Raw genomic sequence first — 12,862 nt, 5'->3', positions numbered from 1 at the left:
ATATGTTTAAATTTATTGTCAAAGTATGCGCCCTTTGGCTTTTGGCTTCTGTGCTATGTGCGAGTGAGCTTAAAGATATTCAGTTTGCGGAGCTTCCCGGAGGTAAGGCTGAGATTATTATGGTCTTTGATGAGGCCCCTTCAAGCCCTAAGGGTTTCTCTATTAATCAGCCCGCTCGAATTGTGCTTGATTTTGCCGATGTAACTAATGCTCTTTCTCAAAAGAAATTCCCGGTAGATGTTGGTGGTGTTAGCAGTGCGGTTGTTGTTGCAGGTGGTGGGAGAACTCGCTTAATTGTAAATTTAGATACTGTTGCTCCCTATACTACACGTATTTCGGGAAACAACTTGATTCTTGATGTTGGCGCTAATAATGATGCTGTTGTAGTGGCATCTGCAGTTGCGCCCTCTATGAATAAGTCTGCAGAAAGTAATTCTACAGAAACTGGCTCTACGGAGTCGGTTTCGGCCGTTTCCTCTGCAGGTAAAGCGGTTCGTAATTTGGACTTTCGGCGTGGTGATCAGGGTGAAGGTAAGGTCATTATTTCTCTTTCTGATTCTAATGTTGGCGTAGATATTGAAGAGGTTGCTAGTGGGGTCGAGGTGCGATTCTCTAATATGGCTATGCCGATGGAATTGCGTCGCAAATTGGATGTCCTTGATTTTGCAACGCCGGTAAGCACACTTGCTTCCTCTCAGGATGGACGGGATTCTGTTGTTCTTATTGAGGTTTCAGGTGACTATGATTATTTGGCTTATCAGGCAGATGATGAATATGTGGTTAGCGTTAAGCCTCTAACCCGTCGTGAGCAAGAGGAGAAGGAAAAAGCATTTGCTTATACAGGTGAGCGTCTCTCTCTAAACTTTCAGGATATTGAAGTCAGGTCTGTGTTGCAGTTAATTGCCGATTTTACTGAGCTAAACTTGGTGGCTTCGGACACAGTTGCGGGAAGCATTACTCTTCGCTTGGAGAATGTTCCTTGGGATCAAGCCCTCGATATCGTCCTTAAGAGTAAGGGCTTGGATAAGCGCTTAATAGGGAATGTCTTAATGGTTGCGCCTGCAGCAGAAATCGCAGAGCGTGAGCGTCAGGAAATTGAGACTCAAAAGCAGTTGGAGGAGTTGGCTCCATTAAGAACTGAATATATTCGTATTCGTTATGCAAACGCTCGCGAGTTGTTCCGTTTGTTTGTTGGTTCTGAGGGCGGTGGCAGTTCTGGTGGTTCATCTGGTGGTGATCAAAATACTACGGGTAGTATTCTGTCAGAGCGCGGACAGGCTATTGTTGATGAGCGAACCAACTCAATTATTCTGACCGATACGGAAGATAAAATTTTAGCCTTTAAGTCGTTGATTGATCGAGTTGATATCCCTATTCAGCAGGTCATGATTGAGGCGCGTATTGTGATTGCAAATACGGATTTTCGTCGTGAGCTAGGTGTTCGGATGTCGGGGGACTCTGTTGAGACCTCAAGTACTGGTAGTCATAAATATGAATTTACTGGTCGCATGGAGGGTTTGACCAATGCTGATGGTTGTGGTCCTGAGTGTAATTTTATTGATAGCGATGGCGATGGTATTACTGATGATGAGCGAAATACACTTACATCGAACTTAGTTGACCTTGGGGTGTTTAATCCGACCGGCGCTTTTACCGCTAATGTTATTAGCTCAAATTTCTTATTAGGTTTAGAGTTGAGTGCTTTGCAGAATAGTGGTTTTGCCGAGATTGTTTCTCAGCCTAAAGTCATTACAGGCGATAAGCAGCAAGCTTCTATTGAGTCTGGTACTGAGGTGCCTTATCAGGAAGAGAGTGCGAGTGGTGGTACAACAACTGCGTTTAAGGATGCGGTGTTGAAGCTCGATGTAACGCCTCAGGTAACACCTGATGACCGGGTTATTTTGGATTTGGTGATTAATCAGGATAGTATCAGTGAGATTGATACTGCCAGTGGTGTGCCCGTGCTCGATAAAACTCAGCTTGAAACGCAAGTCTTGGTAAGTGATGGCGACACCGTTGTTTTGGGTGGTATATATACGACTGAGAACATTGAGGGGCAGGAGAAAGTGCCTTTGTTGGGAGATATTCCTTTCTTGGGTGTGTTGTTCCGCCATGATATCCGTCGTGAGCAGAAGCGAGAGATTCTTATCTTTATTACTCCTAAAATCATGTCTAACGATTACGTGCAATAGTGAAAGCTCGAACTGTTTTATTAGTCGGCCCTATGGGGGCCGGCAAATCAACCATTGGCCGCTTATTAGCGGCCAAGTTGTCTTATGAATTCCTAGATACAGACCATGTTATTGAGGATAAAACTGGCGCTGATATAGCTTGGATTTTTGATGTGGAAGGTGAGCAGGGCTTTCGTGAGCGGGAAAACCAGTGTTTAGCTGAGTTGGTGTCTCGACCACAAACTGTACTTGCAACTGGTGGCGGTATTGTTTGTCGTGAGGATAATCGAGCGCTTATCTCTGCCGCTGATGTTGTCGTTTATTTGAAGGCAAGTGTTGAGCAGCTACTTGCTCGAACTGCTAAAGATAAGAAGCGTCCTCTGCTGCAGGTGGATGACCCGAGAGCGAAAATAGTCTCTTTGTTGGAAGAGCGTGCCCCTTTATATGAAAGTGTGGCAGACTACAGTGTAGATACTGATGGCAGCGGCCCACGCGCTACAGTTCAAGCTATTTTAAAATTACTTCAAGCATAGTTGTGCCTCATGAGAGAGTTGCGTGTCGATCTTGGTGATCGCAGTTACCCTATTTTTATTCAGTCTGGTTTATTAGCTAATACCGATTTATTGGCTAGCTATCTAAGCAAGCAAATACTTATTGTTACTAATGAGACTGTCGCCCCTCTTTATGGGGAGGGTTTGAGGGTCGCCCTAGCTACTAGGTCTGATTTGACGGTCGAATTATTGGCCTTGCCTGACGGTGAAAGCTATAAGAACCTCGATACCTTAAGTTTGATCTTCGATCGTCTGCTCGAGCTTCGCTTTAATCGCAATGCGACACTACTTGCCCTGGGGGGCGGAGTAGTTGGTGATATGTGTGGCTTTGCTGCAGCTTGTTATCAGCGCGGTGTCAATTTTGTTCAGGTTCCTACTACGGTTTTATCTCAAGTAGATTCCTCTGTTGGTGGGAAGACAGGGGTTAATCACCCGCTGGGCAAGAACATGATTGGGGCATTTTATCAGCCGCAAGCGGTTCTGATTGATTTGGATGTGCTTGATTCTTTGCCATCTCGCGAGTTGTCTGCAGGCTTGGCGGAAGTGATTAAATATGGGCTTATCTATGATGAGTCTTTTTTTGAGTGGCTTGAGGTTAACATGCCGAAGCTGATTGCTTTGGATAAGACTGCCTTGGAATATGCAATTGAAGAAAGTTGTGCGATTAAGGCTCGGGTTGTTGCGCAAGATGAGCGTGAAGGGGGGCTTAGGGCGATTCTCAATTTAGGGCATACATTTGGGCATGCTATCGAGGCGCATCAAGGTTACGGTAAATGGTTGCATGGTGAGGCTGTTGCGGTTGGCATGTTGATGGCGCTTGATTTAAGCGTACGTCTAGGCTGGATTGAAAGGGCTGTGCTGGTACGTGCTAGGGCTTTAAATGAGGCGGCGAATCTGCCTGTTGATGGTCCCAGTAACATGAGCCCAGATGATTACCTTGGCTATATGGCTGTTGATAAAAAGGTCTTGGATAAGAAGCTGCGTTTAGTGCTGCTGAGTGAGCTTGGTAAGGCTTTGGTGACAGAAGATTTTGATCATGACAAGCTGTTGGCGTGCTTAAATAGCTTTTGCACGGAAGTGTAAAGATCATGACCGGCGGGCATGAACAAACTGTCGAATACTTCTCAACCCCTGCGCTCGCGGGGGTTTTACAGCAATTAAAACATCTCTGTTTTTTTGGTTCAGACGTTCTTCTTGTCGAAGGCCCCACTTTTTCAGGAAAAACGGCGCTTAAGCAGGAGCTTTCAAGGCAGTTACAGTCGCAGGACTCTGAAGCGGTACTGACTCTCGCCTGCTGGTCCGCTGTGGCTGGGCTTGAGCTTGAGCATGTTGTTTTTGAGTTGCTGGATTTGTTAGGTTTGCCTAAAGCTCAGAGTGCAGGGCAGGGCTTACAGTTCTTGCGCTCCTTTATTCAGAGTATATTGAGTGAGCAGAGGCTAGTTGTCATCTTGGTGGATGATGCTCACCTGTTGTCTGATGAGGTGCTCAGCGCTTTGCTTGGTGTATTGCAAAGTAGTACAGCAGCCTATGGTTTGCGCTTTGTGCTGTTTGCCGAGCCTAAGTTCTCTCGTAGAATAGACGAGTTCATTCAGTTGGATCTTCAGGCCTATGATTTCCATTTGCCGAGTTTTTCTGTTGATGAATTACAGCGCTTTCTAGACTTTAGCTTACCTAGTTTTTCAGATGTTGCAGATAAGACGAAATTGTCTTCGATTTCGACACTTTGGTCGCATTCAAAGGGGCTTCCCGGTGTGGCTTTGTGTGTGGCAAAAAAAGAGCTTGAAAATCTACAGGTGGAGCTTGCTGGGGCAGGCGGTAAGAGAGGCTTTTTGCCGTTGATTCATATTGTCGCTCTTTCGCTATTGGTTGCATTGTTGTTGCTCCTGTTTTTATATCGAGGCGCCCAAAAAGAAGAGGGGTCAGTAGAGATTGAGATGTCACCAGGGCAGTTTGAACTTGAATCGCCAGCGCGTTTATTGGTGTCCCCAAGCCCTGAGGTGGTGAATGATTCGGCAGAGCAAGTAAGTCCTGAGCTTGTGCTTGTGGAATTAAAGCCTTCGCCGGAGCCTAGTTTAAGTCAGATTCCTACTGACATGAGTCCATCTGCGGAGCAGCTTCCAGAGCAGGCTGTGTTGGAGTTCGTCTCAGACTCTCAGCCCACAATGACTTTGAGTGATGATGAGCAGTTACTTTTGTCCTTGGATGGTAATTCTTATGTTTTACAGGTGTTTGCTGCGGGTGAGCTGGCCAATCTGAGGCGTTTTTTGGCGAAGGCGAAGACACCTAATGTCTTAAGCTATAGGCGTAAAAGGTCTGGAAAAGCCCCTTTGAATATTGTGGTTATAGGCCCTTATGAGGATTTAACAAAAGCAAAATCCGCTCTAAAATTGCTGCCTGAACACTTTCGGCAGTCTGGCGCATGGCCTAAAAAGGTTGATCTCGTACAGCGAGAGATTACCGATTTCTCTGGCTTGTAGCCTATTTCGGAGCTTTTGGTGCATCATTGGTGGCCCTGCTTCTGGCGCGCTTATCTTGCCAAAATTCCCACTTGCGGTTAATATTCAGCGCCATTTTTACACTAGCCCCTCTTCTCTGGGGCTTTTTTGTCTTGGTGGGCCGGAAGGTTCCGGTAATATAGTTAGAGCTGCATTGTCCGCAATGCACGGTGTCCAAGTAGTGCGCGTTCCCTATGATGAAAGCAACTGAAAATAAAACTGGTTTATACCGGTTAGATGAATTCAAAGATAACTGCGGTTTTGGTTTGATTGCCCATTTAAAAGGCAAGCCTAGCCACGATCTATTAGCTAAAGGTATTGAGTCATTAACATGTATGACTCATCGTGGCGGTATCGCAGCAGACGGTAAGACCGGTGATGGCTGTGGCTTGCTTATTAAAATTCCCGATAGCTTTATGCGCAGAGTCGCAAAAGATGAGCTGGGTCTTGAACTAAGCCCTAACTACGGTCTAGGTGCGTTTATGCTGCCCAAAGACCCAGTTGCTGCTGAGCTTGCTAAAAAAGTGATTGCTGAAGAGCTGGCAACGGCTGGTTTGGCTGATGTTCATTGGCGTACTGTGCCAACGGATGACAGCTGTTTGGGGCCTATTGCCCTAGAAAGCTTGCCCGATTTTTTCCACGTCTTTATCAATGCGAAAGATTTTGAGCTAAAAGACCTTAACGCTAAGTTGTTTGTCGCGCGCCGTAAGATAGAGATTCGTCTTGCGCAGGACGATAACTTTTATATCGCTAGCCTCAGCGCAACGACGTTAAGCTACAAAGGCTTGATGATGCCGGTGGACTTACCTAAGTTCTATACGGACCTTGCCGATGAGCGCTTGGAAACCGCTATTTGTGTATTCCACCAGCGTTTCTCTACCAATACCTTGCCTAAGTGGCCTCTGGCTCAGCCGTTTCGCTTAATTGCGCACAATGGTGAAATTAATACCATTATGGGCAATCGTAACTGGTCCGTGGCTCGTACAGCAAAATTCCAGACAGATATCCTACCGAACCTGCACGAAATAACACCTTTAGTGAATCGTACAGGTTCAGATAGTTCTAGCTTAGATAACATGCTTGAACTGTTAATGATTGGTGGTATGGATCTACATCGAGCAATTCGTATGTTAGTGCCCCCTGCTTGGCAGAATGTTGAGAATATGGATGCTGACCTTAAAGCGTTCTTTGAATATAACTCGATGCATGTTGAACCGTGGGATGGCCCTGCAGGCCTTGTAATGACAGATGGTCGTTACGCGGTTTGTACGCTTGATCGCAATGGTTTACGCCCTTCTCGTTGGGTTATCACTAACGATGACATCATTACCGTTGCATCTGAAATTGGTGTTTACGACTACAAGCCTGAAGATGTTGTGGCTAAAGGTCGTTTAGGGCCTGGCCAAATTCTCTCCGTTGATACTGAAACAGGAGAGCTGCACCACACCGATGATGTTGATCGTCAGCTTAAAGAAAGTAAGCCTTATCGTAAGTGGTTGGCAGAGCGAGCTTTACGCTTAGAGAATCATCTTGAGGCCGATGCGTCTGAGAACGGTTTGACTGAAGATGAAGTCGAATCAGCAATGAAGCTTTATCAGATTAGCTTTGAGGAGTGTGATCAGGTATTACGTCCTCTTGCCGAAGCGGGCCAAGAAGCGACCGGTTCAATGGGGGATGACACTCCTATGGCCGTACTTTCTAAAAAGCAACGTTCGATCTTTGATTACTTCCGCCAGCAGTTTGCTCAGGTGACTAACCCGCCAATTGACCCATTACGTGAAGCTATCGTGATGAGTCTTGAGACCTGTGTTGGGCCGGAGTTGAGTGTCTTTGATGAGACAGCAGAGCATGCTGATCGAGTGATCTTAACAAGTCCAGTACTAACGCCAGCTAAATATCGTGCATTAACCACTCTAGATCGCAAGGGTTATAAGTCAGAGAGCTTTAGTCTGCACTATGACGCTAGCAAGTTGAAGTTAAAGCAGGCGATCGAGCTATTGCTTGAGACTGTTGCTGAAAGTGTTAAAAATGGTACAAGCATTGTTGTGCTTAGTGACGCAAATCCTGATTCAGGCTTGCTACCTATTCCAGCGTTAATGGCTTGTGGTGCTGTTCATCACCACCTCATTAAAGAAGGTTTACGTTGTGACGCCAATATTGTGGTTGAGACGGGCACAGCTCGAGACTCTCACCATGTTGCAGCGCTTATCGGCTTTGGTGCTACTGCAGTTTACCCGTATTTGAGTTATTACGTTTTCAATCGCTTGATCGAAAGTGGTGAGCTTTTGATTGATGCCGGTACGGCTTATAACAACTACAAAAAAGGTATCGATAAGGGCTTATTGAAGATTCTTTCTAAGATGGGGATCTCTACCGTTGCATCCTATCGTGGTGCTCAATTATTTGAAGCGGTAGGCCTTAATGATGATGTGATTGACACTTGTTTTTCTGGCACGGCTAGCCGAGTTAGTGGTGCTAGCTTTGAGTTGTTAGAGGCTGATCAAAAAGCCTTGGCAAAAGATGCCTGGAAGAAGCGTAAAGCCATTAGCCCTGGGGGGCTGCTTAAGTATGTACACGGTCAGGAGTATCACGCTTTTAACCCAGATGTTGTTCAAGCTTTACAAAAAGCAGTGCAGAGCGGTGATTATGCCGCATGGCGTGATTATGCTGGTTTGGTCAATGACCGCCCCGTAGCTACGTTGCGTGATTTGTTAAAGTTCCGCAGTGAAGTTAAAGCCATCCCTCTTGAAGAGGTTGAGTCTGCAGAGTCTATTGTTCGCCGCTTTGACTCCGCAGCAATGAGCTTGGGTGCTTTAAGTCCTGAAGCCCATGAAGCGTTAGCGGAAGCGATGAATACGCTAGGTGGCCGCTCAAACAGTGGTGAGGGTGGTGAAGACCCTGCTCGTTTTGGTACCAACAAAATGAGTAAGATCAAGCAGATCGCTTCTGGTCGTTTTGGTGTTACGCCTCATTATTTAAGCAATGCAGAAGTGTTGCAGATTAAAGTTGCTCAAGGTGCTAAGCCTGGAGAAGGCGGTCAGCTACCAGGGCAGAAGGTAAATGAATTAATCGCAACCTTACGCTATAGCGTACCTGGCGTGACGCTCATTTCACCGCCTCCACATCACGATATTTATTCTATCGAAGATTTGGCTCAGTTGATTTATGACCTTAAGCAGGTGAACCCTAGCGCTCTAGTTAGTGTGAAGCTCGTAAGTCGCCCAGGTGTAGGTACGATCGCGGCAGGTGTTGCAAAAGCGTATGCTGACTTAATCACGATCAGTGGTTATGACGGTGGTACGGCTGCGAGCCCACTTACCTCGATTCGTTACGCAGGCTCTCCATGGGAGCTTGGTCTTGCGGAAACGCATCAGACTTTACGTGCTAATGATTTGCGCGGCAAAGTGCGTGTGCAGACGGATGGTGGTTTGAAAACGGGTTATGACGTTGTTAAAGCCGCTATGCTTGGTGCGGAAAGCTTCGGCTTTGGTACAGCACCGATGGTTGCCTTAGGTTGTAAATTCTTGCGTATTTGTCACTTGAATAACTGTGCGACAGGTGTTGCTACTCAAAACGACAAGCTGCGTGAAGAGCACTATAAAGGAACTGTTGAGATGGCCATGAACTTCTTCCGCTTTGTAGCAGAAGAGGCCCGTGAGTGGATGGCTAAATTGGGTGTGCGCTCTATTGATGAGCTTGTTGGTCGTGTTGATCTGCTTGAGCAGGTTGAAGGTAATACTGCTAAGCATCAGCGCTTAGACCTAAGCCCTATGCTCTACACCGATGAATTACTTGATAGTAAGCCTCAGACTTGTGAGCAGCCTCAAAATGACCCATTTGATCAAGGGTTAACTGCCGAGCACATGGTTGAAACCTGTTTGTCTGCAATTGAAAATAAGGCTGGTGGCGAGTTCGAATTTACAGTAAATAACTGTGACCGAAGTATCGGTGCTCGATTAAGCGGTGAGATTGCCAAGCGTCACGGTAACCAAGGTATGGCTTCTACGCCTATTAAGTTGAAGCTTAAGGGTGTTGCAGGTCAAAGCTTGGGCGTGTGGAATGCCGGTGGTTTGGATATTTACCTTGAAGGTGATGCTAACGACTATGTTGGTAAAGGCATGGCTGGCGGTAAGATTGTTTTGAGTCCTCCACAGTGTTCAAGCTTTAAAACTAACGAAACCAGCATTATTGGTAATACTTGTCTCTACGGAGCTACAGGCGGTAAGTTGTTTGCGGCCGGTCGAGCAGGTGAGCGCTGTGGTGTTCGTAACTCGGGGGCTCACGTTGTTGTTGAAGGCGCGGGTGATCACTGTTGCGAATATATGACTGGCGGTATGGTGACTGTACTGGGTTCAACTGGTGTGAACTTTGGTGCGGGCATGACCGGTGGTTTTGCTTACGTACTTGATGAAGATAATGGTTTTGTCGATCGTTATAACCACGAGTTGGTGGAAATTACTCGTATCAATACTGAAGCGCTGGAAGCGCACCGCAATCATTTGCGTTCAGTTATTGAAGAGTTTGTCAGCGAGACTGGCTCTGCTTATGGGCAGAGTATTCTTGATGATTTTGATAACTTTATCGGTAAGTTCTGGTTGGTCAAACCCAAGGCCGCTAACTTGGGAACTTTGCTAGAAAGCGTTAAGCAGCGCGGCGAATAAGCACTGCTTGCCAGCTAAAGAGTAAAAGAGAATAGGTTGATAGTTATGACTGAACGTTTGAAGAACAACTTTCAGTTTATCGATGTCGGTCGTAAAGACCCGTCTAAAAAAGACGTCGGTGTACGAAAAAAAGAGTTTGTAGAGATCTACGAGCCGTTTGATAAAGATCAGGCTGCGGAGCAGAGTCATCGTTGCTTAGAGTGCGGTAACCCGTACTGTGAGTGGAAATGTCCTGTGCACAATTACATTCCTAACTGGTTAAAGCTAGTCAGTGAAGGCAATATCATTGAAGCTGTTGAGTTGAGTCATGAGACCAATTCGCTACCTGAAGTGTGTGGCCGCGTATGTCCTCAAGACCGTTTGTGCGAAGGCGCGTGTACGCTTAATGATGGTTTTGGTGCTGTAACTATTGGTAATGCTGAGAAGTACATCACCGATACGGCCTTTGCTCTTGGCTGGGAACCAGACATGAGCAAGGTGGTGAAGACTGATAAGCGCGTTGCGGTTATTGGTGCTGGGCCTGCGGGTTTGGCTTGTGCCGATGTCTTGATTCGCAATGGTGTTACACCGGTTGTGTTTGATCGCTACCCTGAAATTGGCGGTTTGTTAACCTTTGGTATTCCTGAGTTCAAACTTGAGAAAAACGTGATGGCTAAGCGCCGTGAAGTTTTTGGCAAGATGGGCGTTGAGTTTCGTTTGGAAACCGAGATTGGTAAAGACGTTAGTATCGAAGAGTTATTGACTGACTTTGATGCTGTCTTTATGGGCATGGGTACTTACAACTATATGAAAGGCGGTTTCCCTGGTGAAGATTTGCCTGGTGTTTACGACGCCTTGCCTTTCCTTGTTTCTAATGTAAATCGCAACTTGGGTTTTGAAAAAGACCCTGCTGATTTTATTAGTGTTGAAGGCAAAAAAGTTGTAGTGCTTGGTGGTGGTGATACCGCGATGGACTGTAACCGTACCTCTATCCGCCAAGGTGCCGACACCGTAAGTTGCGCTTACCGTCGTGATGAAGCAAATATGCCTGGTTCTGTGCGTGAAGTACAAAATGCGCGCGAAGAAGGCGTTGAGTTTTTGTTTAATCGTCAGCCTATTGCCATTGTTGGTGAGAGCAAGGTTGAGGGTGTTAAAGTTGTAACGACACAACTGGGTGAGCCTGATGAGAATGGTCGCCGTCGCCCAGAGCCTATTGCCGGCTCAGAAGAGGTTCTTCCTGCTGATGTGGTGCTTGTGGCCTTTGGTTTTAAACCAAGTCCGCAGCCTTGGATGCAAGAACAGGGTATCGAAATAAACAATTGGGGCGGTGTGGTTGCACCAGAAGAGCAAGAGTTTAAGTTCCAGACCACTAATCCTAAGGTATTTGCTGGTGGTGATATGGTGCGCGGTTCTGACTTAGTTGTTACTGCGATCTGGGAAGGTCGTGAAGCGGCTCAGGGTATCCTCGATTATCTGGATGTTTAATCCCTGATTTGATTTTCTAAGCGCCCCTTTCGAGGGGCGTTTTTGTATGAGTTATTTGATAACGGTATTTCGGTCGGGTGAAGGCAAGGGCTTTCTCGGGACGCCGTGAACCCGTCCATGGGGGCTTGGCCGTGGCATCCATGCCACAGACACCCGTTCAAGCTCTTGTCTTCGCCCGACCTAGTTTTGTGCCGATTTGCAGCATCGATAGTTCGCTCTATTGTTTCGACTGTGTTGCATTTTGTTTTGGCACATAGGTAGGTGTTGTAGTGATATTGCTTTGACTGGCCATCTGCGTCATAGATGACGCGGTTGAGCCCCCAAGGATGGGTTTACGGCGAGCCAAGAAAAGTAATATCACTGCAGCGCCGGAATGTACACTTCCTGAGCAACTGGCTGTTGGATAGCAATGACTGAATTAAAAAATGATCGTTTCTTAAAAGCTCTGCTGCGTGAGCCAGTAGACCGAACTCCTGTATGGATGATGCGCCAGGCTGGGCGTTATTTGCCTGAGTATCGCGCAACTCGTGCTCAAGCGGGTGATTTTATGAGCCTGTGTAAAAATACCGAGCTCGCCTGTGAAGTGACCTTGCAGCCTCTGCGTCGATACCCGATTGATGCGGCGATTCTGTTCTCAGATATTCTCACGATTCCCGATGCAATGGGTTTAGGTTTGTATTTTGAAACAGGTGAGGGGCCAAAGTTTAAAAAACCTTTGCGTAGCGCTGAGGATATCGAAAAGCTCGAAGTGATTAAAACGGCTAAAGACCTAAGTTACGTCACTGATGCGGTTAGCATGATTCGCAAAGAGCTAAATGGTTCAGTGCCACTAATTGGTTTTAGCGGCAGTCCTTGGACTTTAGCTACGTATATGATCGAAGGCGGCTCAAGTAAAGATTTCCGCCGAGCTAAAGGCATGCTCTATGATCAGCCTGAATTAGCAGAGCTGTTATTAGATAAGCTGGCCGATTCGGTTATTGATTATCTGAATGCTCAAATTGATGCTGGCGCGCAAGCGGTGCAGATTTTTGATAGTTGGGGTGGGGCTTTGGCTCACGATGCTTATCAGCGCTTTTCTTTAAAGCCCATGAAGAAAATTATTGCAGGGTTAAAACACGAAAATGAAGGTCGAAAAGTACCAGTTATCATGTTTACCAAAGGTGGTGGACAATGGTTGGAGAGCATGGCTGATGGCGGTGCGGATGCTCTTGGTTTGGATTGGACGACAGATATAGCATTGGCACGTCAGCGTGTTGGCGATAAAGTGGCTTTACAGGGCAATATGGATCCAGCGGTATTGTATGCGAGCCCAGAAGCCATTAGAGCTGAAGTTGAGCGTATTTTAAAAGCTTATGGTCAAGGTACAGGCCATGTCTTTAATTTAGGGCATGGAATCACGCCCGATGTAAAACCAGAGAATGCGGGCGCCTTTTTTAATGCTGTTGCTGAAATGTCCGAACTATATCACACTGTATAAAAAATAGGCTAAAGCCAGCTCGACAGAAGGCTTACTGGCATTA

The 12,862-nt window shown here is 46.4% G+C and carries 7 protein-coding genes; all 7 read left to right on the top strand.

Features of this window, described 5'->3' with window-relative positions; all coding sequences use genetic code 11:
- Nucleotides 1–2: 2 nt before the first annotated feature.
- The 7 genes from pilQ (at nucleotide 3) to hemE (ending at nucleotide 12,819) form a co-directional block, all read left to right on the top strand.
- Nucleotides 3–2,192 (top strand): type IV pilus secretin PilQ, encoded by a 2,190-nt coding sequence (gene pilQ / locus AB1S55_RS01055; protein WP_370979922.1) that lies wholly within the window; start codon nucleotides 3–5, stop codon nucleotides 2,190–2,192.
- On the top strand, nucleotides 2,192–2,704 hold the full coding sequence (aroK, locus tag AB1S55_RS01050; RefSeq protein WP_370979921.1) for a shikimate kinase AroK: 513 nt from the start codon (nucleotides 2,192–2,194) through the stop codon (nucleotides 2,702–2,704). The genes pilQ and aroK overlap by 1 nt, the downstream gene beginning before the upstream one ends.
- A 9-nt stretch (nucleotides 2,705–2,713) precedes the next feature.
- On the top strand, nucleotides 2,714–3,805 hold the full coding sequence (gene aroB / locus AB1S55_RS01045) for a 3-dehydroquinate synthase (RefSeq protein ID WP_370979920.1): 1,092 nt from the start codon (nucleotides 2,714–2,716) through the stop codon (nucleotides 3,803–3,805).
- A gap of 5 nt (nucleotides 3,806–3,810) precedes the next feature.
- On the top strand, nucleotides 3,811–5,199 hold the full coding sequence (locus AB1S55_RS01040) for an SPOR domain-containing protein (protein ID WP_370979919.1): 1,389 nt from the start codon (nucleotides 3,811–3,813) through the stop codon (nucleotides 5,197–5,199).
- A 212-nt stretch (nucleotides 5,200–5,411) separates the two neighbouring features.
- Complete coding sequence (gene gltB, locus AB1S55_RS01035; RefSeq protein WP_370979918.1) at nucleotides 5,412–9,878, top strand: glutamate synthase large subunit; 4,467 nt, start codon at nucleotides 5,412–5,414, stop codon at nucleotides 9,876–9,878.
- 45 nt (nucleotides 9,879–9,923) lie between these two features.
- The gene (locus AB1S55_RS01030; RefSeq protein ID WP_370979917.1) at nucleotides 9,924–11,342 is read left to right on the top strand and encodes an FAD-dependent oxidoreductase; all 1,419 of its coding nucleotides are present in this window, start codon (nucleotides 9,924–9,926) and stop codon (nucleotides 11,340–11,342) included.
- Nucleotides 11,343–11,751: 409 nt separating this feature from the next.
- Nucleotides 11,752–12,819 (top strand): uroporphyrinogen decarboxylase, encoded by a 1,068-nt coding sequence (gene hemE / locus AB1S55_RS01025; RefSeq protein WP_370979916.1) that lies wholly within the window; start codon nucleotides 11,752–11,754, stop codon nucleotides 12,817–12,819.
- The last annotated feature ends 43 nt before the right edge of the window (nucleotides 12,820–12,862 follow it).

The sequence above is a fragment of the Agaribacterium sp. ZY112 genome (assembly GCF_041346925.1).
In the GTDB taxonomy this organism is placed as follows: Bacteria; Pseudomonadota; Gammaproteobacteria; order Pseudomonadales; family Cellvibrionaceae; genus Agaribacterium.
This window is presented reverse-complemented; position numbering and strand designations above follow the sequence as displayed.